Raw genomic sequence first — 26,012 nt, 5'->3', positions numbered from 1 at the left:
ACCTCCTATATCATTACAAACCCTTCTTTCTCAGAAGGGTTTTCTTTTTTTAGAAATTAAATTTCAATTGCACAGCTACTACTGCTTTCTTGACTTCCGTATTTAAATTACTCATTGAGATCCCCAGTAATCTAACCGAATCTTTCATTCGTTCTTGATACAACAACTCTTTTACTATTTCCAGAATTAACCCTTTGTCAGCAATAAAATAAGGCAACGTTTTACTTCGAGTTTGCTGTGTAAAATCACTATACTTTATTTTTAATGTTACAGTCTTACCTGAAACATTGTGCTTTTTGAGTCTTCTTTCTAAACTATTAGCAATGAGTTCTAATTGCTCCAACATAAATACCTCCGAAGACAAATTAACATCAAAAGTATGCTCTGCGGCTACAGATTTGGCAATACGAGTCGGTTTAACTTCGCTATTATGAATACCCCTAACTACATTGTAATAGTATTGTCCTGATTTTCCAAAATGTTTCTCAAGAAACTCTAATGATTTACTTTTCAATTCTAATCCCGTAAAAATCCCTAGTTGATACATTTTCTCGGTAGTCACTTTGCCTACTCCATAAAATTTTCGAATAGGTAAAGCTTCTAAAAAAGGAATTATTTCCTCAGGAGTTACTGTTTTTTGACCATTAGGTTTATTATAATCACTGGCTATTTTTGCGACAAATTTATTAATAGAAATACCCGCCGAGGCAGTTAAACCAACTTCATTATAGATGCGATTTCTAATTTCTTGAGCTAATAAACTAGCGCTTGGATTCCCTTTCTTATTTTGAGTTACGTCTAAATAGGCTTCATCTAAAGAAAGAGGTTCAACTAAATCAGTATATTCTCTGAAAATTTTATGAATTTGATTCGAAATTTCTTTATACCGTTCAAATCTTGGTCTTACAAAAATTAATTCCGGACAATTTCTTTTGCTAAACTTCCACTTATAGCACTTCGAACACCAAATTTTCTAGCTTCATAACTTGCCGCAGCAACTACACCCCTGTTTTCTGAACCACCAACAGCAATAGGTTTCCCTCTCAATTCTGGATTATCCATTTGCTCCACCGAAGCAAAAAAAGCATCCATATCGATATGTATTATTTTTCTGTTGGGATTAAATTCTTGCATCTTAAAAAAATCAATGGCTTGTATCTTTCTTTGTTTGCAAATAATTTTCAATAACTTCTGTTTTTACTTTTTGCTCCATTGGAAAAAAGAAACTAAAAGGTCTGGATTTAAAATGACTCCAAATGGAAGATGAAATAAAACGAAGTTCTGATAGAGGTATTGCTCTAGAGCGAAATGCTAACCCTAAAGACAAAGTGAAACTAACCATAAAATTAACCAATCCTATAACTCCAATTCCAAAAATCCCCCAAAACAACATGGTATCACTAACCTGATAATTGGCGCCATACAATGCCAATGCTAAATTACCACTAGCAAAAGTAATATGTCTAATATCAAGATTTAATCCGAAAAAAAGTCCCAAAGCAGAAGTACTACCCATAAAAACACCAAACCAAAAATTAGAAACAATGCCTGCCCATTTTTTCTCATACAAAGCAGAAAATTTCAGCGTTCTTTTCTTTCCAAAACTCTTTTTCAACAAAGGATGTTCCGCAATTCTAAAATAAACCTGATTGTGTTTATCCCTATTCGCTACACTTCCAGAAATAATTCCCGATAAAAACAAAAACAGTCCTGCAATTGCCGCATGAAAAATAGCTAATGAATGTACAGGACTCAAATCACTTAAGAGGGTTTGCCATTTACTGGAAGCAATATTATAACCTAATGAATAATCAATAAGCCAAATCCCTAATAAAGAAACTGGAAATGCCAAAATTACATTCCCTATAAATGCTATAAATTGAGACCTAAAAACCCGAGCAAAAAGAATTGCAAATGCATTATATTTTTGCGTATTATTCCCCTGTTTAGACATTCCTTCCTCTAAAGCTTTGATTAATGCAGAAGCTGTCATAGCTGGTTGTTTTGTTGCTAATGTATAGCCCATTAAATAAATAGCGATGAAACCTAATGCATAATTCATACTATACAAGAAAGCATGACCAAAAATACTTGTATCGACTTTAGAAAGTAAAATTTTGATAATACACAAAAAACCAACAATTATTCCGCCACCTGAGGCATTCCAAAACATTTTGAAATATTCATTACGATTCTCTGTAATATATTTTTCGCCTGTTTTAGCTGTATGCTGGGTAATTTCATAAGAAATCAACTGAATGCTTTCGGCTATAAACTGCCGCACATTGTTTTTATAACAATTGAACTTAATTAACTGTAAGCCCATTAAAATTCCATTGATTTTTTTATCTTCTTCCTTCTCTACTTTTAACAATGAAATTAGAAACTTAAGCCTTTCTAATTGCTGCTTAATTTTTAATAAATTTTGATTTACACGAAGGGAAATTCCATATTTTGAACTATTACGAAAAGCTTTTTCTACAAACTCTTCACATTGTTTGAGTAAAACAATTAATTGAGCAAAAGACAAATCATCAGAATCAACATAATGCTTTTCTAAATTTTTGATTTGATCTTCGATTAAAAACAATTCTTTTTCAAATGCCGAAAAAGGACTTTCTAAACCATCAAATTCTGGAACCATCTTAATTACATCCGTCTCCATTGCACGACCACTAATGCGCTGAGTGATTAAGTGCATAGCTGTTAACACCTCTGATAAAGCCGAATTTAGTGTAACACTTTCATACATGGAAGTAAACCCAAAGAGATCATACAATTCATGCAACTGATGTAAAGGAATTTTATCAATCCAAACCCCATCATTAGCCAGATAAAACACCTGATTTAAAACATATTCTAAAGTTTCCTTCTCAGGTTGATAAGGTAAAAATTTGGCGATAATTCTTTTTCTAACTTCGAATACAAAATCTACATCTTGTAAAATAGCCGCATCCGAAAAAATTTTATTAAACTTCCTGTCTTCAAGAATATCTTTCAAATAGAAAGAAAAAGCATCTCTATAAGACGGATTATCCTTTAACAGAGTAATAAGAGGCTCCAAATCTACTATTTGTAAATTTCTAATCTTCAAAGGACGAATCAATTGAACCAATTCAATTAAAGGCTCCAAATTGTCTTTTTCCTCAAGCCATAACTGACTTCTATCGAAAAAATCAGTTAACAACTCCTGTAACGATGGTTTATTCTTTACTTTAAAAAGCGGCATAATTTATCAATTCAATTCCTGTAAAAATACAAATCACCCCTTGAAAAAGCTCTAACTATATCATAAAAAAAACACCGAAAGCTGTTTTATAATCTACTTTAAAAAGAAAAGGAGACAATAACAGTACTTTAATTTATGTATATAAAATACATAGGAATAGAAAAAAAGTATCTTTACACCAGATTTCTTACCCCAAAAAAAGAATTTAGAAAACAACACTAAAAACGGTCAAAATGATAGAAATAGAACGAAAATTTTTAGTCAATTCTGACGCTTACAAAAAAGAAGCCTTTTCTAAAAAAAGAATTATTCAAGGCTATTTGAGTTCAAATCCTGAACGCAGTGTTCGAATCCGAATAAAAGAAGATAAGGCCTATATTACGGTAAAAGGAATTTCAAATACTTCAGGTATATCGCGTTTTGAATGGGAAAAAGAGATTCCTGTTGATGAAGCCGAAAAATTATTATTGTTATGCGAAAAAGGAGTTATTGACAAAACTCGTTTTGAAGTAAAATCAGGATCTCATGTTTTTGAAATAGATGAGTTTTACGGCGAAAATGAAGGTCTTGAAATGGCGGAGATTGAATTGCAATCGGAAGATGAAAATTTTGAAAGACCTACTTGGTTAGGTGAAGAAGTAACTAATGACAAGCGTTATTATAATTCGTATTTAAGCAAAAATCCTTTTAAAAGTTGGTAAATTAATCTACAATTTCTTCAATAGTTACGATCATTGAACCCGTTCCTTTATTAGTTGCAATTTCCATGAAAGCTCTTTTTGTCAAATCAATTTCTCTTGATCTTACAAAAGGTCCTCTGTCAATAACCTCAACAATCACTGACTTACCATTGGATTCATTGGTAATTTTCAATTTAGTCCCGAAAGGAAATTTCTTGTGCGCTGCCGTATAACCGCTGTTGCTAAATCTCACACCACTGGTGGTACGTTTTCCATTAAATTTATCTGCATAATAAGAAGCATGTACACTTTTTTTATACAATTTTAATTTACGTGGCGGTTCAATTGATGAAATTGTATCCTTAAGGATTCCTTTTTTTAAATTAAAAGAGATTTTTTTATCTACTGTATCTTTTGCTTCTATATTTTTTTTCACAGGAGACTTTTGCAGCGTTGATTTTGATGATTGAGCATTAACCAAAACAACCGAAAGAAATAAAAAAAATAGTGTAATTGATTTTTTCATATTAACCTTTTTAGTTCGAATCTTATTTAAAACAAAAACTATACCTCGATAAAAAAAGCCCTTTTCAGGACTTTTTTTAAGTTTTATTTAAACCATAACGACCATGGGATCCTACTTAGTATAAGCACTAATCCTAATCCGTAAAAAATAGAAAAAGTTTTAAATTTTGATTTGCTTGTCGTTAATTTTTTATGTTTTGACCATCCAATTGTAATCAAAGTAATCGCAATTAAATTGATTAACGGATGCTCTAATGAAGTTAAACGCAACATTTTATCTGACATTTGCCCAAATGAATCAAGTCCTAGAGGAGAAACAAAATATAAAATCAAACCAATTAATAATTGTGTATGAGTTCCAATTAATCCAAAAATTGCAATCTTTCTATCTTTAGCCGTAAACTCTTTCGTAGAAGTGAAACCAATTAAAGCATTGACTACTGCAATTACTAATAATAAAAGTGCTAAATAAGCCCAACCAGAATGAAACTTTTGAATAAATGCGTACATGTTTTTGAATGTTTTTTTAACAAATATAAACAAAAAGGGATGAAAAAAACCTCATATAACTAAAAGCTAATGAGGTTTTTACTAATGCAATTTATCGTTTTTAAAAATAAGTATTGAAAATCAAATACTTACAACAAAAACAATGATATGTTATTTATTTCTTAAAAAATGACGTAATAAAGAAGTAGTTGAACTGTCATGATTTTTCACATCATTCGAATTAATTTCATCTAAAATCGAATTGGCTAATTGTTTTCCTAATTCAACTCCCCATTGATCATAACTGAAAATATTCCAGATAAATCCTTGTACAAAAATCTTATGTTCATATAATGAAATTAATGAACCAAGAGATTTTGGAGTTAATTTTTGAATCAAGAAAGTATTTGTTGGTTTATTACCTGAAAACACTTTAAATGGCAATAAAAATTGAGCAGCCTCTGCTGATAAGCCTTGTTTATCAAATTCAGCTTGAACTTTTGCTTCCTCTTTTCCGTTTAACAAAGCTTCTGTTTGCGCAAAAAAGTTAGACATTAATTTATCATGATGATTGTTATCTCCATACAAAGGCTGAACATAACCAATAAAATCAGTAGGAATTAGCTTTGTCCCTTGGTGAATTAATTGAAAAAAGGCGTGTTGAGCATTGGTTCCAGGCTCTCCCCAAATAATTGTTCCTGTTTGATAATCTACTGCTTTACCATCACGACCTACACTTTTACCATTGCTCTCCATTGTTCCTTGTTGCAAGTAAGGTGCTAATTTTTGCAAGTATTGGGTATACGGAATCAAGGCTTCACTTTCGGCTCCAAAGAAATTGTTATACCAAACACTTAATAAAGCCAAGACAACTGGTATATTTTCATCAAAATCAGCAGTTTTGAAATGTTCGTCCATTTCGTTAGCCCCATTTAATAGAGATTCGAAATTATCAAATCCAACCGCTAAACTAATTGACAATCCAACGGCACTCCAAAGTGAAAAACGTCCACCAACCCAATCCCACATTGGAAACACATTATCAGGATTGATACCAAATTCTGTTACTTTTTGCAAATTTGTAGAAACAGCCACAAAATGTTTGGCTATATCTTGTTGCTTAGCCGATTGTAAAAACCATTTTTTAATAGTCTCAGAATTACTCAAAGTTTCCTGAGTTGTAAATGTTTTAGAAACGATAACAAAAAGAGTTGTTTCTGGATTTAATTTTTTTATTACTTCTTGAACATGATCTCCATCAACATTAGACACAAAATGAACATCCAAGTCGTTTTTATAATATTTCAATGCTTCTACCACCATTGCTGGTCCTAAATCTGAACCACCAATACCTATGTTCACAACATCGGTAAAAGCTTTACCTGTATATCCTGTTTTTACACCTGAAGTAATTTCGTTTGTAAAAGTTTTAATCTTGTTTTTAACTTCATAAACTTCAGGAACTACATTCACTCCATTTACATTAATCACAGCCGATTCTTTGGCACGTAAAGCAGTGTGCAAAACTGCTCTTCCCTCTGTTTGATTGATAATTCCTCCCTCAAAATATTCTTGAATCCCATCTTTAAGACCCATTTCGTTTACTAATTCAAGTAACAAATTCATTGTTTCTTGATTAATGATATTTTTAGAATAATCGATCAAAAATTCATTCCAAAGAATACTAAATTTCTCTGCTCTTGTTGCATCTTCTTTAAACATTTCTTGCATCGTAACATTTTGCAATTTTTCAAAATGTTGTTCCAGCTTCTTCCATGAAGCAGTTTGTTTTGGGTTTAAAGTACTTAAAGCCATTTATTTTTTGTTTTTTAGTTTTTTAGATGGCCGTAAAAATACTCAAATTAGTTGTATTTATCGAGTGCTTTACAACTATATAACACATCTGTAAATTATTTTTATAAAAAATTAGGAGAAAGAATTGAATACCCAACTCTTTCTCCTTTAAATTTTCAACTTCAATAGATTCGATTAGAGGTTTCCTATACTATCTAATTCACGTTTTAAAGGTTCCATCATTTTCATAAATCGAGCTTTATTTCTTCCTTCCATTGGAGTCCCAGTAGGCAATTTTAATTTTAAAGCATCTACTTGCACCCCATTTTTCCAAAAACGATAACAAACGTGTGGTCCTGATGCTAAACCTGTACTCCCTACTCTTCCAATGACATCACCTTGATTGACTCTCTGACCACGTCTAACTAAAATCTTAGACATGTGTAAATATTGGGTTGCATAGGTACCGTTGTGTTTTACTTTTACAAAATTTCCATTTCCTGCTGTATAACCCGTTTTTTCAACAACACCAGAAGCAGTTGTCATAATAGGCGTTCCTCTAGGCGCAGCATAATCTGTTCCTTTATGAGCTTTCCAACGATGTTGTACCGGATGAAATCTATTCATGGAAAATCTTGATGTAATTCGGCTAAACTTAATAGGCGATTTCAAGAAAAAGTTTTTCATTGTTTTCCCTTCTTCGTCATAGTATTCAACTTTTCCAGATGATTCATTTTGAACAAAAGGGAAAGCATACATAATTTTTCCTTTGTATTCAAAAAAGGCCGCCTCAATATTACTAACACCGTTATATACCGTATCGTTAATGTAACGTTCATTAAAAGCAATTCCAAAACGGTCTCCTTTTTTTAATTTAAAAAAGTCGATAGACCATGAGTATATTTTTGTAATTTGATTAGCTAAATTAGCTTCAACTCCTGCATTAGATAACGTCTCAGACAAAGATCCTTTTAAGACTCCAGTTATTACTCTTCGTTTATAGCTAACTGGCCTCACTTTTTTATGAGCAACGACTAGTGAATCACGAAGATCAAAAACATAATACATTAAATCATTTGGTTGGTAAACAAAAACCTGAAGTTTATTGGTTTTATCCTTAGAACGCAACATTGTAAAGGCTTTATTAGGCCTAATGGATCGCACATCAAAAGTATCTTTAATACTACTTACAATTTCATGAATTTTTCGCTCTCCAATATTTTGTTTATTTATAATTATTCCAAAAGTATCTCCTTTTCTAACAGTATCCTGAACAACATTAAAATCGGAAAAATTAAACCCAAAATCAGACTTGTCTTTTTCTGGAGCTGATTTCTTAACCAAATTTTTAGCTTCCGTTTCCTTATCCGAATTTTTACAAGATACTACTAGTGTTAGTGCAATTATAAATGTTAAAACGTATTTCAAACTTTTTCAATTTATTCAATTCTACATAAAACTTTATTGTTCTTGACCCCAATTTTCTAATTCAATCTCAGACCATAATTCTGGAAAAAATATTCTTTTTTGATATTTTGGATGCATATATTTTCTCCAATCACTACCTCCGGTTGCTTCACCGTCACCCATACCACTTTGATCAATATACTTTATGGCTACATTTAGATGTTTCATAACCCAAGTTATGTTAACCGTATAATCTAAATGCCTCATAGCTTCCTTCAAAGCAGTTGACTCTTGATCTTCAACTGGTAATTGTTTATATTTTTGCCAAATATTAACTAATTTACAGGCTTCCATATATTCTAAAAATACCGTTTTGTATTTTTTTCAAATGCTTCTAAAGTATACGTCTTTTTTCCTGTTTGATAATCTTTACCAGCTGCTTGCCAATACAAAACTTCAAACGCTTCTTCATTAGAAATAGTATCATTGTAACTAGCTATAAAACGATTATCTATCAAATTAACTAAATCAGTAGCGCAAAATTCTATTAAACGATATTGAGCACTTTGAAATCCACTAGCTGGAGTAAGTGTATTTCTAAATTTCATATACTGATCTACATCCATACCATTTTCCATGATAGTAAATGAAGTAGAAAGCATATCAAAATAGCGACTTATACGTGATAATCGGTCGGTAAAAAAATCAACTTGAATAGTAACCATGGAAGAAATTTGATTCATCTCCCAAAGTATCATTTTGAATATTAATTCATTTACTTGATGATAGAGAATAAAAACCATTTCATCGGGAAGTGTTGTTTTTTGAACTTGTAAATTCAACAACGCGTCTGTTTGAATATAATCCCAATAAGTAGTAGGTTTAGACCACAACAATCCTTCTAATTGCGTATCTGTTTTTAGATTGATGGAATCGTATTTTTGTTCTATTTCCTTTAAAATACTTAGTGTATTCTCGTTAATATTCATTATTTCTTTATTTTTAAATGGTGCTTTCAATCCTTTGAAAGCATCCAAATCGGCTTTTAGTGAACCTACAGCCAAATCTGCCTTGATGCGAATAGGCAATCTATTCTCGTCATCTGAAACCCAAACAGTTAAACTTTCTTGTTCTTTAAAAACACGACCTGATTGAACCAATGGTCTAAAAATCATTGAAGATACAACTCCAAATTTAGTTTTAATATCCTCACGACCCATAAATTTTAACTTAAATTTTGTGGTTTCGTCATCAAAAAACATATCGATTTCCACAAACTCACCTGGTCTTATTTTATCAATAGTAGGATAATTACGTAAATAGTAAAAAGCGGAAAGAATATCCTGTGTGTTTTTAGGAACAACAAAAGTTTTTTCAGTCTTATTTTTATAGTCCTTTACAGTTACCCTATGTAATGGTTGATTAAAAAAGCCTTCTTGATTTTTAGTGTAGCCACCTTCATTAATATTTCGTACAAATTGATATGGATTACCCGTTTCTTTGTCTATATAACTTTCGTAAATATCTACAACTTTGAAGAAAAAGCGTGAAACACCAGTAGTATATCCTTTTCCTACTACATGAAAAACTTTTCTATTGTTTATGACTGCATCTTTTACTTCGAGAGTAGCATATCCTGCATTTACAAATCCGTAATGTATACGAAATTTAAACCACTCACCTACATCAAAAGCGTCATCAGAACGAGAGTCAAAACTAACGGTCAAAATCAATAATAAGAGTAACATTATTTTTTTCATAATTTACTGAGTTTTCTATTATTGATCGAATTTGCAAATTTTGTTCCAAAGATATTAAAACAAAAAAACTCAGTCAAATGATGACTGAGTTTTTATGCTATTAACCAACCAAAAAATTATAAACTATTATTTTATATAACCCAAAAGGAAACCACCCCTTTTGTTTTGATGTTACAAATATACGGCAACAAAATGCGATATTCACAACAAAAATTAAGTTTAACAAAATTTTAATCTAAGATTCTGAATATTTAGTCTTTTTTTTAATAATCATAAAAAAAGCAACAATAAAAAATTAAAATGATAATTTTTAATTTACCCCAGAAGTTAAAAAAGTGTTGAATTTGTAATTTTTAAGATATTTTAAAGAAAAAAATAGCTGTTCTGAATGGATTTAGCCACCGAATAATAGACTTTTTTAGAAAAAAATTAAAAAGGAAAACCTACACTGAACCAAGTATAACTTTTTTTGGTTTCTGGAGACCAACTGCGTTTTATTTCTATAGGACCTAACATGGTTTTTAATCCATAGCCTAAAGCATAACCCGATATTTTAGGAATGGATATCCAACTTACCGATTCAAAAATATCATTACCAATATTAGCATAGTTAGCCGTAAGATTGATATGATTGTTTTTAAAAATTTCATAATCAAAAGTAACCGCTGTCTTTATATAACTATTAGCGCCCAAACTCAAAAAATCATAGCCATAAAAATGACTAAAGTTATTAGAAATAGCATATCCGTATCCTCCCAAAACAAAGTTAAAAAACGATACACTATTACCACCAATAGCAGAACCGGCTTCGGCTTGAACCTTCATTGCTCCTGATTTGAATAAAGGAAAAGCGATTCCAAAATTAGCCTTGAAAATTGAAAATGGATTAAAATCGTTAGTATAATTCGAGGAATACAAATAAGAATGAATATCTCCCGAAAAAGACCAGCCTGTTTTAGGAAAAAATTTATCATCCATAGAATCATAATCTAATCGAGCAAAAACACTTAAATAATCGCTTTTATCAATTTTTGCACTAGCATTCGACAATGTTTTAGAATCGATATTCAAATATTTGTACTCTAAACCTCCTCCAATTAAAAATCGTTGTAAAAATTTTGTTTGAAAATACAACTGATTGGTTAGATCTAACAAATCAACATTCAAAGAATTGATCCCCAAATCCTCAAAATTGACATTACTGATTTGACCTTCAATATTTCTATTAAAATTATTTAAAAAGGATTTGAAACCTACGCTAATATTGTATCCATTTTCAATATAATAATCAAAATTATACCTGAAATTATCACCTAAAATCACATCCAGAGAGGCAACATCATTCTTAAAAATATTTTTCTTGTGCGTCACGTTTACTAAAACAGCACTTTTATAAAGTCCATCATAATGCAGTCCGAATTTTAAAAAACCATCTATGGGATTTTCTTTTAAAATCAAATTCAAATCATCCTTTCCGTTATTGTTTTCAAAATAATAATCTATTGCGCTAAAGTTTTCAGTAGCATTCAAATTATTAATTCCAGTTTGCAATTGGGAATAACTGATTTTAGTTCCTGGCTTAAATCGTAACTTACCATAAACATATTCTTTTGTATAATTCTTTAACGTATTGCAATTGATGTTGACAATATCCAAACTATCTATAGAATTTGATAATTGGGGTTTTTTGTAGTTGTTAGCCAATTCTCCAAGCTGTTGTAATCGTTCAAAAACAGAAAAAGCGGCTTCCTCTCCCTTAGCTAATATTTTTTGACCGCTATCAAAAGACATCACACTGTAATCGTTTATATCTGGTCGAATGTAAATATCCGTTTTCAAAACGTTGTTTTTCATTTTTTCAATTGAATGTAAATTGGTGATTTGCACTAAAATTTTAGTCGCATCATTCAATTCTTTTCTATTCAATAAATTACTTTGTACATCAACCCCAATAATTATATCGGCTCCTAATTTTCTTATCTCATCAACGGGATAATTATTAATCACACCACCATCTACCAAAAAATGATTTTGATATTCAACCGGAGAAAACAAAGAGGGAAAGGCGGAACTAGCCAACATAGCACGAGCCAAATTACCTGTATTCAACACCACCTGTTCTCCTGTTTCAATATCCGATCCAATACATAAAAAAGGGATAGAAAGTTGATTAAAATCCCTAACATGCCTAACATGGCTTGTTATTCGACTTAATAAATTGAAATTATACAAGCCTTTAGAAAGCGCATCTGGAATACCTAATCTATATTTATCAAAAGGCAAAACAACAGAATACACTTCATCATTTCGTTTTTCGTAAGAATTTTTGGTATACCTAGGAATATAATCATTTAGTAATTCATCAAAATCAGTAGCTTTAAATATAGAATCGAGTTGAGCAGCATTATAACCCGCAGCGTACAAACCACCGACTACAGCCCCCATACTCGTACCTCCAATATAATCGATTTTAATTCCCGCTTCTTCAATTACTTTAAGCACACCAATGTGTGCAAAACCTTTGGCACCCCCACCACTCAAGACTAACCCAATTTTAGGTCTATCTTTTACTTGAGAAAAAACCGCTAGACTACAACAAAAAAGGAGTAACAAAAAGAAATATTTTTTCATAAAAAGGTCTCTTTTTTGAGATTAAACAGCCACTATCCAATCAAGGCGCTGATGTTTTGTAAAAATCGGTAATTTTTTTAGCTTTTGATATACCTACAACGTCTGAAATTTCTTTTTCTGTTGCCAATTGCAATCTTTTAACACTTTTGAAATGTTTTATTAATGTTAACATCGTTTTTTCACCAATTCCAGGTATCGATTCTATCGAAGAATTCAAAGCAGCTTTACTTCGCTTATCTCTGTGATGAGTGATCCCAAAACGGTGAGCTTCATTTCGTAAATGCTGAATTACTTTTAAAGTTTCTGATTTTTTATCTAAATAAAGTGGAACCGGATCTTCTGGATAAAACAATTCTTCCAAACGTTTAGCAATCCCTATAATACTTATTTTACCACGCAATCCTAAATCGTCAATACTTTTTAAAGCCGAAGACAATTGTCCTTTTCCACCATCTATAATAATTAGTTGAGGCAAAGGTTCGTTTTCTGCCAACAATCGTTTATAACGTCGATAAACCACTTCTTCCATCGAAGCAAAATCGTTTGGCCCTTCTACAGTTTTGATATTAAAATGACGATACTCTTTTTTACTTGGCTTTCCGTCTTTAAAAACCACACAAGCCGAAACTGGATTCGTTCCTTGGATATTCGAATTATCGAAACATTCTATATGTCTAGGTTCTACTGGCAAATGCAAATCTTTTTTCATTTGCACCATAATCCTATTGGTATGTCTATCTGGATCCACTATTTGCAATTGTTTCATTTGTTCAATGCGATAAAACTTAGCATTACGAACAGACAAATCTAAAATTTGCTTTTTATCACCTAATTGTGGAACGGTAACTTTTACAGTTTCGCCCAAATCAACCTCAAAAGGAACAATCACTTCTTTAGACAACAACTGAAACCGATCTCTTAACTCAACAATAGCTAATTCTAATAATTCTTCATCAGTTTCGGCTAATTTTTTCTTGATTTCCATTGTATGCGAACGAATAATCGAACCATGAGAAATTTGTAAAAAATTCACATAAGCGGCACTTTCATCAGAAACTATAGAAAACACATCTATGTTAGTAATTTTTGGATTTACAATAGTTGAACGAGATTGATAATTTTCAAGAACTTCAATCTTTTCTTTTATTTTTTGGGCTTCCTCAAAATGCATATCATTAGCTAATTGCATCATCAATTTCTTGAAATCTTTAAGGGTTTCTTTGAAATTTCCTTTCAAAATTTCCCGAATCGCATTGACCTGTTTTTGATATTCTTCTAGGGATTCATAACCCTCACAAGGTCCTTTACAATTACCAATATGATATTCCAGACAGACTTTAAATTTCCCACTGTTTATATTCGATTCACTTAAATCAAAATTGCAAGTACGCAGCGGATAGAGTTCTTTAATGAGTTCCAAAATAGTATTCACCGTTTTAAAACTGGTATAAGGTCCAAAATATTCCGAACCATCTTTCACCATTCTTCTAGTGGAAAATATTCTGGAAAAAGGTTCCTTTTTAATACAAATCCAAGGATAACTTTTATCGTCCTTCAAATTGATGTTGTAACGCGGTTGCAAGGTTTTAATCAAATTGTTTTCCAGCAAAAAGAGCATCTGTTTCTGTTGGAACCACAATATGTTTTATGGTTACGATTTTCTTAACCAAGACATTTGTCTTAGCCGTATCGTGTATTTTATTAAAATAAGAAGAAACCCTTTTCTTTAAGTTTTTGGCTTTCCCTACGTATAATATTTTGCCTTCTTTATCAAAATATTGATATACTCCGGGACTATCGGGTAAGGTTTGTATTTGTAGTTCGAGGGCAGTTTGTTGCATTAAAATTTATTTCAAAAATGGTGAATCTATAGAAAATAACATCTATTGGGAATTCTATTCAAATTTACGAATTACAAATAATTTATTTCTACATTTAAGTTTTAATTGAGTAGTATAATTTAAAATGGAAAACACAAAAAAAGAATTACGTTCTAAATACAAAGACTTGCGTAAACAACTTTCTGAAAATGAAATTGAAGAAATGAGTTTAGCAATTTGCAATCAATTATTAAAACTCAAGATTTGGGACAAAAATTACTTTCATATTTTTCTTCCTATCGCTGAGCATAAAGAAGTAGATACCGAAATGATTTTGCATTTGCTTTCAGGAAAAGACAAGGAGATTCTAATTTCAAAATCTAATTTTGAAACAAGAGAAATGACGCATTTTCTTTTGACCGACAATACTAAAATCAAAAAGAACGAATATAATATTCCAGAACCTGTTGACGGAATCGAAGTGGCATCAAAAAAAATAGAAGTGGTTTTTGTACCTCTTTTGGCCTTTGACAAAAAAGGAAATCGCGTAGGTTACGGTAAAGGATTTTACGACAAATTTTTAAGCGAATGCAATCCAGAAACCTTAAAAATAGGACTTTCTTTTTTCGAAGCCGAAGAACAGATTGAAGATGTTTTTGAAAGCGATATCCAATTAGATTATTGCGTAACTCCAAAAAGCATTTACCAATTTTAATTCATAAAAAAATCCGTCTTGAAACCGATAACAATCGTAACAAGACGGATTTAATTTTTATTTTGGTTATAATTAATGCTTATGAAAAGCTTTTTTATTAAATACAATTAAAATCCCAACACCTGTTGAAATGGCTACATCAGCCACGTTAAAAATAGCATTAAAAAACGTAAATGGTTTACCTCCTAGAAATGGAACCCATTCTGGCATTGGATAATCTTTTATTATTGGAAAATAAAACATATCTACCACTTGACCGTAAAACCAAGTACCATAAGGTTGATCTGTAAATAGAGTTGCTAATTGAGCCGTACTATCATTGAAAATTACCCCATAAAAAACAGAATCGATAATATTCCCTAAAGCTCCCGCAAAAATAAGTGCTATGGCAACAATTAAATAATTACTACTGTGTTTACGTTCTACCGAATCCCATAACCAATAGCCAATTCCTCCTACAGCCACTAATCGAAATAAAGTAAGAATCAATTTTCCGTACTCACCAGGAATTTTTGTTCCCCAAGCCATTCCTTCATTTTCAATAAAATGAATTTTAAACCAATCAAAAACCTCAAATTCACCGCCTAAAACAAAGTTGGTTTTGACATATATTTTGGAAATCTGATCCACAAGTAATACTACGAAGATGAGTAGATACGCTTTTAGTAATGACATTTTTTAAATTTTAATTGCGCAAAAATAAGTAATTTATAAAAATCAAATTCCAAATTCCAACTTTAATTAAATCATTGGAATTTGGAATTCTACTATTGAAAAATCAATTGTTATCGTTGAAGATTTTTAGCCTCGATACTCATCGTAGCATGAGGAACGATTTTCAATCTTTCTTTACTAATTAATTTTCCTGTTACTTTACAAACACCGAAGGTTTTATTTTCTACGCGAAATAAAGCATTCTTCAAATCGCGAATAAACTTCTCTTGACGGGTTGCTAATTGAGAGTTTGCTTCTTTAGACATTGTTTCACTTCCTTCTTCGAAAGCTTTGAATGTAGGTGATGTATCATCCGTACCATTATTCAAGTCATTCATATAAGCACTTTTTATCAAATCTAAATCGGCCTGTGCTTTCTCAATTTTCTTTTGAATTATCTCTTTGAACTCTGCCAAATCGGCGTCGGAGTATCGTGCTACTTCAGCTACCATAATCAATATTATTTAGTAATTGTTATCTTCGTTTTAATATCATCAAACTCAATTTCTATACCATTTTCAATTTGAACTTCAAACACTAACTCTTCTGTCAATGTTTCTGATTTGATATAAGCCTTATTCGTATTTACAGCTAGTTCTAGGGCTGGATTACTTTGTAAACTTACTTTAATCTTATCAGTCACTTCAAATCCAGAATCTTTTCTGATGTTTTGAATTCTATTTACCAACTCTCTCGCAATCCCTTCATTTCTTAAATCATCAGAGATTGTGATGTCAAGCGCTACGGTAATTCCGTTAGAATTAGCAACCAACCATCCTTCAATATCCTGAGATGTGATTTCTACATCCTCTAAGGATAAAGTTACGTCTTTTCCTGCTACTACAATACTTATGCTTCCTTCCTTGTCTAATTGGTTAATTTGCTCCGAAGTAAAACTTTGTATCTCTTTGGAAATCAATCCCATATCTTTCCCAAAACGAGGCCCAAGCGCTTTAAAATTAGGTTTAATTTGCTTTACCAAAACTCCTGAAGCATCGTCCAAAAGTTCGATTTCTTTCACGTTTACTTCGGCTTTTATCAGGTCAGAAACAGCCTCTATTTCTAGTCGCTGATTCTCGTCAAGTACTGGAATCATTACCTTTTGCAAAGGTTGACGCACTTTGATCATCTCCTTTTTACGTAGTGATAAAACTAGTGATGAAATGGTCTGCGCTTTCTGCATTTTGCTCTCTAACAATTTATCAACAAAGTTTTCAACGTATTTTGGAAATTCCGCCAAATGTACACTTTCAAATTTTTCTGTTTGTGTAGCCTGTGTTAAGTCTCTGTAAAGCTTATCCATAAAGAAAGGAGCTATTGGAGCACTTAATTTACTTACGGTTAACAAACAAGTATATAAGGTTTGATAAGCCGCAATTTTATCCTGTGCATATTCTCCTTTCCAGAAACGACGACGACACAAACGAACGTACCAGTTGCTCAAGTTTTCCTGTACGAAATCAGAAATAGCACGAGCAGCTCGCGTTGGTTCATAATCGGCATAAGCTTCATCCACTAATTTGATTAAAGTATGTAACTCCGATAAAATCCAACGGTCGATTTCTGGTCTTTCGTTCAATGGCACCTCAGCCTCATCAAATTTAAAACCATCAATATTGGCATACAAACTAAAGAAAGAATAGGTATTGTAAAGTGTACCAAAGAACTTCCTTCTTACCTCAGCCACTCCTTCTATATCAAATTTCAAGTTATCCCAAGGATTCGCATTCGAAATCATGTACCAACGCGTAGCATCTGGTCCGTACTCTTTTAAAGTTTCAAATGGATCAACAGCATTACCTAAACGCTTAGACATTTTTTGTCCGTTTTTATCCAAAACCAATCCGTTTGAAACTACATTTTTATAAGCAATGTTATCAAAAACTAAGGTTCCGATAGCATGCAAGGTATAAAACCACCCACGTGTTTGATCCACACCTTCGGCAATAAAATCAGCCGGGAATGATTTATTATTATCAATTAAAGCTGCGTTTTCAAAAGGATAGTGCCATTGTGCATAAGGCATCGCACCTGAATCAAACCAAACGTCAATCAAATCCGACTCACGTTTCATTGGTTTTCCAGATGCCGAAACCAAAGTGATTCCGTCAACAACATTTTTATGCAAGTCAACCAAATCATAATTACTTTCGCTCATGTTTCCAATTTCAAATCCTTTAAATGGATTTTCGGATTGAACACCTGCAGCAATTGCTTTTTCAATTTCATTGTACAATTCTTCAACAGAACCAATCAAGATTTCTTCCTGTTTGTCTTCTGTTCTCCAAATCGGCAATGGAATTCCCCAATATCTTGACCGTGATAAGTTCCAATCGTTGGCATTTTTCAACCAATTTCCAAAACGTCCTTCTCCGGTAGCTTTAGGTTTCCAGTTGATTGATTCGTTCAAATCAAACATTCTGTCTCTTACCTCAGTGATTTTGATAAACCAAGAATCCAAAGGATAGTATAAAATAGGCTTATCCGTTCTCCAACAGTGTGGATAACTGTGCACGTATTTCTCTACTTTGAACGCTTTATTTTGTTCTTTTAAAAGGATAGCAATTTCTACATCAACCGAACGCTCTGGCGCCTGATCGGCATCATAATATTCGTTTTTCACATATTTACCTCCAAAGTCCCCTAAACTAGGAACAAATTTACCTTGTAAATCTACTAATGGAACCGGAGTACCATTTTCATCTAAAACCAACATTGGCGGTACTTCAGGTGTAGCTTCTTTGGCTACCTTAGCATCATCAGCACCAAAAGTTGGAGCTGTATGTACGATACCTGTACCATCCTCAGTAGTAACGAAATCTCCCGAAATTACTCTAAATGCATTTTCAGGATTTTGGTATGGCAACGCCCAAGGCAATAATTGCTCGTAACGAATGCCTACCAAATCAACACCTTTAGCCTCTGTTAAAATTTGGTATGGAATCCTTTTATCTCCTGCTTTGTAATTTTCAAAATCAGCTGCTTCTTCAGTAGCAAAATATGTTTTACCAAACTGTTTCCCAACTAAGTTTTTAGCCAAAATCACATTGATTGGCTCAAAAGTATATTGGTTGAATGTTTTAACTAAAACATAGTCGATTTTAGGACCAACAGTCAAAGCAGTGTTCGATGGCAATGTCCAAGGAGTTGTCGTCCAAGCCATGATGTGAATAGTTCCAAAACCTTCTAAAAAGCCAGGTAAACTTTCAGCAATCGCTTTAAACTGAGCTACAATCGTAGTATCTGTTACATCACGGTAAGAACCTGGTTGGTTTACCTCATGTGAAGACAATCCCGTTCCTGCCTTTGGAGAATACGGTTGAATCGTGTACCCTTTGTACATCAAATCTTTGTTATAGATTTGTTTCAAAAGCCACCAAACACTCTCCATATATTTTGGTTTATAAGTCACATACGGATCTTCCATATCTACCCAATATCCCATTTTTTCGGTCAAATCATTCCATACGTCAGTATAACGCATTACGGTTTTTTTACAGGCTTCGTTGTACTCAGCAACAGTAATTGTTTTCCCGATATCTTCTTTTGTAATTCCAAGTTCTTTTTCAGTACCTAATTCTACTGGTAATCCATGAGTATCCCAACCTGCTTTACGCTTCACTTGGAACCCTTTTTGAGTTTTATATCTACAAAAAATATCTTTAATCGCACGTGCCATTACGTGGTGAATTCCAGGTAATCCATTTGCCGAAGGTGGCCCTTCAAAAAACACATAAGGAGCATTTCCTTCGCGAGTGCTCACACTTTTTTCAAAAATATTTTCTTTCTTCCAAAAATCAAGAACTTCCGACGCTACCGTTGGCAAGTCAAGTCCTTTGTATTCAGTAAATTTTGTACTCATTTTATCCTTTTCTTAATCGAGGTGCGAAAGTAAGGAATTTTGAGGAAATTAGAGAAAAGAGGAAAGAAAAAAGAGCGAATAAACACAATAATAGAAGATTTTTGCAAAAAACAAGAAAGTTGCAACAATTAAAACGGTTACAACTTTCTAGATTTTACCGCAAAGCTAGTCGTTGCGAGGAACGAAGCAATCTCATCCTGTAACTCCACAAAGTGGCTCCTCTTTGCGGTCACAGAATACAATTTTGCGCTAACGTTTACGTATATCAGAGCGATTGGGTTAACCCTATACTTTTCAAGTTAAATTAAACCGCTAATAACGTTAAAAAGCCAAATAATTATGAGTAAATTTATATGTACCTCATTATAAAAAAAATCTAAAAATAAATATATTAAACAAAAAGAACCTTCTTATTCACACCCAAAAACAAGGTTAAAATATTCCCGAATTTACCTAAAACTGATTTTACTCTTTATAAATTTTTCTGAGAACATTTATATAAAAAACTAAAATCATGAAAACAATTACGCTCATTATTTTTTCAACAATTTTGATAGGATGCGCCCCCTGTGTACTATGTACCAAATACGCAAAACATTCCTATTATGAAAACGAAAGGTCAAACCAATTTAGGTATTGCTTATAGCGAAGGTGAATTTACCAAAGGCTACGAACTTCAGGCTGCTCATGCAGTTACAAATCATATCGCTTTACAGTTAAACACCGATTGGGTGAAAAATTTTGAAAACATGACTACAAATGACTATTCCGAAGAATTCAAAGCATCCGGTAATATGTTAGAAGTAGGTATTGGCTATTTTAATGATATCGCTCCTAATTTTACTTTTGAAACCTATGGGTTAATATGATTTGGCAAACTCAAATACGAACCTATCTCCGCAACAGACAATCAATATTTTTCAGCCAAATTCAATCGTATAGGAATACAACCTAGTTTAAGTTATAGCAGAAAATATTTTACCGCTTCTTTTTCATCAAGAATTGTCCATTTAAAATACAACAATGTAAATGGAAATTTAAATGATATCAATCCTAATTACTTAAAAGAAAATAATGCCTATTGGCTATTAGAACCTGCGCTTACTCTTCAGGCAGGTTTTGAGGATGTAAAATTTCAATTACAAAATATACACAGTTACAATCTAACGAATTCTTCATTCGAACAAGAGACAGACATTATTTCTTTTGGTATTAAGCTAAATATTAATCCTTAAAACATCACATTAATAAATAAGCAATCTAAGAAAAAACCTCTTTGAGCACTTCTAAAGATTTTGGACGTTTAAAACCATCCAAATGATAGACATAATAATCAATCAGGATTTTTAAAAGCAGTTGCCTTTCGACCACATGAAATACTTTTTGATGGTTGTCTAATTTTAAATGAATAAGTTTTTTGAACAATTGGGTCTCGTGTTCGCTCAAAGAACCTATGGCTTGAAAAGGAGTAAAAACGCCTTCGTTCATTTCGAAAAAAGGCATGTCAATATCGGAAACATCGGGGTAAAAACCAAAGTATTTGGTCATTTCCATCATTAGATTCAAGTGAAAATTAGCCATTTCGTCATGTTCGTCTAACCAATGCAAAGCGGTTTCCAGAAAAACAAAAAGGGCTTCGTTTTTTTCTTCTTCATGAATAGAATGATGCAAAATCTCTGAAAGAAATAGGACAATCGTACTCTTGTAAATATCGGAATGGATGGTATGAAAAGGATTTGCAATTTTAATTTCCTTGAAATGCTCCAGCGTTCCTTTGTTTTTGTGAGTAGCTTCGATTTCAATAATAGTCATGGGCTGAAAATAGGCCATTTTCTGATTAGACTTTCTACTCGAAAAAGCATCTCGAACAAAATAGGATTTCAATCCATGCGACAAAGTGAAGCATTTTACAATCAGGCTTTTTTCTTGGTACTTTAAAGCCGAAATAACGATTGCCTTGGTTTTAATTTGCATGAATTGGATGTTGCTAAAATGAATTGCGAAGATAGTTAAAAGTCCTTAGTCCTTAGCTTTACAAATATAAAGTCCTTAGTCCTTAGTAGTTAGCCCTTAGAAAACACTAAAAAAGAAACTAAAACTAAGGACTAGGGACTCACCAACTAAGGACTAAAAAAACTAAACCACCCCTTGAGCCAGCATCGCATCGGCTACTTTTACAAAACCAGCAATATTAGCGCCTTTTACATAATCAATATAACCCTCTTCTGTACTGCCATATTTTACACAGGCAGCATGAATATTGAGCATAATGCCTTTTAATCTTTCATCGACTTCTTCGGCTGTCCAACTCAAACGTAAGGAGTTTTGCGACATCTCTAAGCCCGAAGTAGCTACTCCACCGGCATTAGAAGCTTTGCCTGGTGAGAATAAAATTTTAGCCTTATGGAATACAGCTATACCTTCTGGAGTCGTTGGCATATTAGCGCCTTCGGCCACACAAATACAGCCATTGGCAACAAGGTTTTTGGCTTCTTCTTCATTCAGTTCATTTTGAGTAGCACATGGCAATGCGATATCACATTTTACTTCCCAAGGACGTTTCCCTTCAACGTATTTTGCATTTGGAAATTTCGAAACATATTCACTAATACGCCCCCGTTTTTCATTTTTCAATTCCATAACAAAAGCCAATTTCGCTGCGTCGATTCCGTCAGCATCGTAAATATATCCGTTAGAATCCGACATCGTTATCACCTTAGCCCCTAGTTGCGTTGCTTTTTGAACGGCATACTGGGCCACATTTCCAGAACCAGAAACAACAATGGTTTTTCCCTCCAGACTTTCACCTTTATTTTGAAGCATACTTTGTGCAAAATAAACCACTCCATAACCCGTAGCTTCAGGACGAATTAAGGATCCCCCAAAAGAAATTCCTTTTCCGGTTAAAACTCCTGTAAATTCATTTCGAAGTCGCTTGTATTGACCAAAAAGATAACCTACTTCTCGACCTCCTACTCCTATATCTCCTGCAGGAACATCGGTATCAGCCCCAATGTGTTTGGCTAGTTCGGTCATGAAACTTTGACAAAAACGCATCACTTCATTATCCGATTTCCCTTTTGGATCAAAATCCGAACCGCCTTTTCCACCACCCATTGGCAAAGTGGTTAAACTGTTTTTAAAAGTTTGCTCGAAAGCTAAAAATTTCAAGACACTCAAATTCACCGTAGGATGAAAACGAAGTCCGCCTTTGTAAGGACCAATCGCCGAATTCATTTGAATGCGATACCCTCTGTTAACTTGAATTTCTCCTTTATCGTCAATCCAAGTTACGCGAAAAGTAATAATCCTTTCGGCTTCTACCATTCGCTCTAAAAGCATTTTGTTTTGGTACTTTTTATGCTTTTCAATAAAAGGAATCACCGTTTCAGCCACTTCAAAAACAGCTTGTAAAAATTCAGGTTCGTTGGGGTTTTTTAAAGTAACCCCATTCATAAAATTTTGGACAGCTTGAGACATAATATTTAATTGATTAATAGAGTTAAGAAAACGTTTTCGTAAAGGTAAAACAAAGTTACGTTTTATACTCATTACTACACTCGTTTAGCCCCTTTTTAGACTACGAATTATCTAAAGTTAAAACTTCTTCCCAAAATTCAAAAATTACTATACCAACTCTTATAAAAACATTAACATTACAACAACTAAAAGGCTGTTTTACAACTTTATTTTAATTGCTATTATCCCATTTAAAGTTTTTCATATCTTTGTTCCACCCTGACTCACACTAAGATGCTCCGAAATAATTGGCTAGGTTTGTTTATCATATTTATTTTACTTGGAATTTCAAGTAAAATGAAAGCTCAGTTTGGGTTTTCTCATGAAATAGGTGTAATTGCTGGACCTGTAGCTTTTCAATCCGATTATGGTGTTCGTCATGATTTTGAAACCAATGTAGGAAACACAGGAAATGGAATAGGAATAATTCATTACCTCAACTTCTCCTATAAAGCAGAATGTAACTGTTACACACCTGAAACCTATTTTAACGACCACTTCAAGCTACGAAGTGAACTATCGTATAACAAAACCAATTTTGAACATTTAGGAGAATGGGTAAAAAGGACTTCTCTTGAGGCGATGCAATTACGAGAAATGAAAGGAGAAAGTGCCGTAACCAATATTGGAATGCAATTAGAATACTTCCCTCTGAGTATTCGCGACTTCACAGCACGTATTGGGAGTCTTGGTCCTTTTGTGAGTCTTGGTGCTCAATTTAGTAATTACAATGCTAAAGCTTATTCTACAATGGGTCCCTTAGGAACTCCGCTTACCACTTATCCAAAATACCTCACCCCTACAGATGATAGACAATATGGTTTTTCTACGGAAAACGGAACCGTATGGTCTATTGTTTCCAGTGTGGGTACGCGTTATAAATTATCGCCATTAAGCGATTTGATGGTTGATTTACGTTTTCAATATTACTTTTCGGATTGGGTTGATGGTTTAAAACCTAATCCAGATTTGTACAAAGAAAACAAAGCTAATGACTGGCTGGTTTGGTTTAATTTTGGCTACATTTATTATTTGCAATAGCTAATAAGGTAATGTGGTCAAAAATGGTTGGTGATTTTTCATTTTGGATTAGTTAAATTAGGCTGTCAAATTGAAGAGGAAGTTGGCTCTGCTGAGGAGCAACCAACCAGCAATAAATTTGATGATTATACGATAATTAAAAGGATAGTTTTTAGCTATCCTTTTTTTGTTTAATTATCGGCAATCTGATATGGCTTAGAAAAACCTATTTCAGATTTGGTTTTTATAATATAAATACCATTTCAAGAAGTTCTTCCTATTGGCTAAACTTAATCCTCTATGGATATTCAAGTTGCCTTTTAAGTGTCCAAAAAAGGATTCTAGAGAGTTTGTTGAGTTGGGTATTTTGTCATCCTTCAAGTACAGGAACATATTAGGTATAGCTTTTTTGATTACATTAAATGATCTTCTAACCATTTTATGAGTATACCAATATCTTCCTGTTTCAATATTAGATGATTTTTGGTTAATAAAATCTCTATATCGTTCTTCCCATTGAATGAGTTCTATTAGCCATAATTGTCGTTTGTATTCAGAATCAATATGATGGATTTTTATTGCTATTTGTTTGAGTTCAAAACCTGATTTATGTTTAGGGTTCTGTGTAAGCCATATTCTACACATTCTTGAAATATGGACTAAACATCGTTGAAAAGGTACTCTTGGACAAACTTTTTTAATGGCCTTTATAGATGATTTATCTCCATCAGATGTAATGCTTTTTATTTTGATTCCTAGACTTAATAAATTTTGCAAGTCTTCTGCTATTTCTTCAAAATGCTCTCCATTAGTCATTCTATAAAGCTGTGTCGACTTTAAATGAAAGTTTCTATAAACCACCAGACAAATATCGTTAGGAAAATAAGTTCCATCAATTACCAGGTAAATTTCATCTGTTGAACTAAATTCTAAAATTGGAGCTTTGGATAGCATTTTAGAAAAATAACGTTGTAATGTACTTTTGCTATACCCTGATTCGACCGATATTTTATCAAATGTATCTTTCCCTATTACCCAGTTTCTAAACCAAATTTCTTTATTAGAATCCGAAACTGATTTATTATTTGATGTAAATAATTGTCCGCAATCTTTGCACTTAAATCGTTGTTTATTTTCTCTTTTTCCCCATTTAATAGTTTGAAGACTTTTACATGTGGGACAGCGCTTTTTTTGAGTTATTCATAAATAAAAAAAGTTTATTGAAACGAATTTCAATAAACTTTCGGAAACATCATATTTCACAATGCTTTGCAGCGTTTTTACCAACCATTTTTGACTATTAAACCGCTAATAAAAAATAAAAAAAGAGCTCCGTACAAGAAACTCTTTCCTTTTAAAATAGTATTCGTTAAGAATATTAAACCAGTTTTCGGATTGCCATGATTACTCCAATGTGAAGACCTTCATGGAAATTATTAAACTCCATAGAATCCGCATTGCTTTTTAAAACAAAACCTGTAGAGGTTGGATATTCAGTGAAATTTTGAAACAAATTATTATCAATATCTTTTGCAGTTTGTTCAACTGTTGCATGTAACAAAGATAATATTTCGTCTACTTCTTCTTGTGTTGCCTGATGTTCTGTTTTAGTACCTTTCATGTATTTTTTAACAAATTCATCAGAAATCATCATCGGTAAGCCCGCTAATTTATATACCAACAATTGTTGTGTCACTACGATATGACCTACGTTCCAAATCAAATTGTTATTAAATCCTGCCGGAACTTTGTTCAATTGCTCTAATGTATATCCCTGAATCAACTTAGAAACCATGTTTCTACTCGTTTTGGTAATCTCTAATAGCTCTTTCATTGTATTTTTTTTG

The 26,012-nt window shown here is 32.7% G+C and carries 17 protein-coding genes and 4 pseudogenes; 4 read left to right on the top strand and 17 right to left on the bottom strand.

The genetic code is table 11. The features are described from left to right. Positions 1-49 precede the first annotated feature (49 nt). Both dinB and P5P90_RS10240 read right to left on the bottom strand, forming a co-directional pair. Positions 50-1,134 (bottom strand): annotated as a pseudogene (gene dinB / locus P5P90_RS10245) (DNA polymerase IV). 10 nt (positions 1,135-1,144) lie between these two features. Continuing rightward, positions 1,145-3,229 carry a recombinase gene (locus P5P90_RS10240; protein ID WP_278034598.1) on the bottom strand — a complete coding sequence of 695 codons (2,085 nt, stop codon included), beginning with the start codon at positions 3,227-3,229 and terminating at the stop codon, positions 1,145-1,147. A 233-nt stretch (positions 3,230-3,462) separates the two neighbouring features. Between P5P90_RS10240 and P5P90_RS10235 the strand changes: the two genes are divergently transcribed. Then, positions 3,463-3,930 (top strand): CYTH domain-containing protein, encoded by a 468-nt coding sequence (locus P5P90_RS10235; RefSeq protein ID WP_278034597.1) that lies wholly within the window; start codon positions 3,463-3,465, stop codon positions 3,928-3,930. A gap of 1 nt (position 3,931) precedes the next feature. Here P5P90_RS10235 and P5P90_RS10230 read toward each other — a convergent pair whose 3' ends face one another. The 8 genes and pseudogenes from P5P90_RS10230 to uvrC form a co-directional block, all read right to left on the bottom strand. After that, positions 3,932-4,435: a septal ring lytic transglycosylase RlpA family protein gene (locus P5P90_RS10230; protein ID WP_278034596.1), complete on the bottom strand. Its 504-nt coding sequence runs from the start codon at positions 4,433-4,435 to the stop codon at positions 3,932-3,934. Between the two features lie 83 nt (positions 4,436-4,518). Then, positions 4,519-4,944, bottom strand: a complete 426-nt coding sequence (locus P5P90_RS10225; RefSeq protein ID WP_278034595.1) for a hypothetical protein — start codon at positions 4,942-4,944, stop codon at positions 4,519-4,521. A 150-nt stretch (positions 4,945-5,094) separates the two neighbouring features. Next, positions 5,095-6,738 carry a glucose-6-phosphate isomerase gene (gene pgi / locus P5P90_RS10220; protein ID WP_278034594.1) on the bottom strand — a complete coding sequence of 548 codons (1,644 nt, stop codon included), beginning with the start codon at positions 6,736-6,738 and terminating at the stop codon, positions 5,095-5,097. Positions 6,739-6,912: 174 nt separating this feature from the next. Beyond that, positions 6,913-8,145 (bottom strand): peptidoglycan DD-metalloendopeptidase family protein, encoded by a 1,233-nt coding sequence (locus P5P90_RS10215; protein WP_278034593.1) that lies wholly within the window; start codon positions 8,143-8,145, stop codon positions 6,913-6,915. A 33-nt stretch (positions 8,146-8,178) separates the two neighbouring features. Continuing rightward, positions 8,179-9,113 (bottom strand): annotated as a pseudogene (locus P5P90_RS10210) (tryptophan 2,3-dioxygenase family protein). A 6-nt stretch (positions 9,114-9,119) separates the two neighbouring features. Then, positions 9,120-9,884 (bottom strand): annotated as a pseudogene (locus P5P90_RS10205) (DUF3108 domain-containing protein); the annotation flags it as partial. Between the two features lie 429 nt (positions 9,885-10,313). Beyond that, a complete protein-coding gene (locus P5P90_RS10200; RefSeq protein WP_278034592.1) occupies positions 10,314-12,515 on the bottom strand; it encodes a patatin-like phospholipase family protein in 2,202 nt (733 codons plus the stop codon). A gap of 40 nt (positions 12,516-12,555) precedes the next feature. Next, positions 12,556-14,356: pseudogene (gene uvrC / locus P5P90_RS10195) on the bottom strand (excinuclease ABC subunit UvrC). Between the two features lie 124 nt (positions 14,357-14,480). Here uvrC and P5P90_RS10190 point away from each other — a divergent pair. Then, positions 14,481-15,050 (top strand): 5-formyltetrahydrofolate cyclo-ligase, encoded by a 570-nt coding sequence (locus P5P90_RS10190; protein ID WP_278034591.1) that lies wholly within the window; start codon positions 14,481-14,483, stop codon positions 15,048-15,050. Between the two features lie 72 nt (positions 15,051-15,122). Here the strand turns inward: P5P90_RS10190 and P5P90_RS10185 are convergent, their stop codons facing one another. The 3 genes from P5P90_RS10185 to ileS all read right to left on the bottom strand — a co-directional run bounded on the left by P5P90_RS10185 (position 15,123) and on the right by ileS (position 19,626). Beyond that, positions 15,123-15,725, bottom strand: coding sequence for a lipoprotein signal peptidase (locus tag P5P90_RS10185; protein WP_278034590.1), 603 nt, complete (start codon positions 15,723-15,725; stop codon positions 15,123-15,125). Positions 15,726-15,835: 110 nt separating this feature from the next. Continuing rightward, positions 15,836-16,216, bottom strand: a complete 381-nt coding sequence (locus tag P5P90_RS10180) for a TraR/DksA family transcriptional regulator (RefSeq protein ID WP_278034589.1) — start codon at positions 16,214-16,216, stop codon at positions 15,836-15,838. An 8-nt stretch (positions 16,217-16,224) separates the two neighbouring features. After that, positions 16,225-19,626: an isoleucine--tRNA ligase gene (gene ileS / locus P5P90_RS10175; protein ID WP_278034588.1), complete on the bottom strand. Its 3,402-nt coding sequence runs from the start codon at positions 19,624-19,626 to the stop codon at positions 16,225-16,227. A gap of 605 nt (positions 19,627-20,231) precedes the next feature. Between ileS and P5P90_RS10170 the strand changes: the two genes are divergently transcribed. Then, positions 20,232-20,495 carry a hypothetical protein gene (locus P5P90_RS10170; protein WP_278034587.1) on the top strand — a complete coding sequence of 88 codons (264 nt, stop codon included), beginning with the start codon at positions 20,232-20,234 and terminating at the stop codon, positions 20,493-20,495. Between the two features lie 391 nt (positions 20,496-20,886). On the opposite strand, the gene recO is transcribed toward P5P90_RS10170, so the two are convergent. Both recO and gdhA read right to left on the bottom strand, forming a co-directional pair. Further along, positions 20,887-21,600 (bottom strand): DNA repair protein RecO, encoded by a 714-nt coding sequence (gene recO / locus P5P90_RS10165; RefSeq protein WP_278034586.1) that lies wholly within the window; start codon positions 21,598-21,600, stop codon positions 20,887-20,889. 162 nt (positions 21,601-21,762) lie between these two features. Further along, on the bottom strand, positions 21,763-23,106 hold the full coding sequence (gdhA, locus tag P5P90_RS10160) for an NADP-specific glutamate dehydrogenase (RefSeq protein ID WP_278036512.1): 1,344 nt from the start codon (positions 23,104-23,106) through the stop codon (positions 21,763-21,765). Between the two features lie 273 nt (positions 23,107-23,379). Between gdhA and P5P90_RS10155 the strand changes: the two genes are divergently transcribed. Beyond that, positions 23,380-24,186 (top strand): THC0290_0291 family protein, encoded by an 807-nt coding sequence (locus tag P5P90_RS10155; protein ID WP_278034585.1) that lies wholly within the window; start codon positions 23,380-23,382, stop codon positions 24,184-24,186. Between the two features lie 210 nt (positions 24,187-24,396). Here the strand turns inward: P5P90_RS10155 and P5P90_RS10150 are convergent, their stop codons facing one another. After that, complete coding sequence (locus tag P5P90_RS10150) at positions 24,397-25,365, bottom strand: IS256 family transposase, variant Zn-binding type (protein WP_422851737.1); 969 nt, start codon at positions 25,363-25,365, stop codon at positions 24,397-24,399. Between the two features lie 178 nt (positions 25,366-25,543). Beyond that, positions 25,544-25,999 (bottom strand): DinB family protein, encoded by a 456-nt coding sequence (locus P5P90_RS10145; protein WP_278034583.1) that lies wholly within the window; start codon positions 25,997-25,999, stop codon positions 25,544-25,546. Positions 26,000-26,012 lie beyond the last annotated feature (13 nt).

It is taken from the genome of Flavobacterium nitratireducens (assembly GCF_029625335.1).
Taxonomy (GTDB): Bacteria; Bacteroidota; Bacteroidia; order Flavobacteriales; family Flavobacteriaceae; genus Flavobacterium; species Flavobacterium nitratireducens.
The sequence above is the reverse complement of the archived record's forward strand: the minus strand, read 5'-3'. Positions and strand labels throughout refer to the sequence as shown.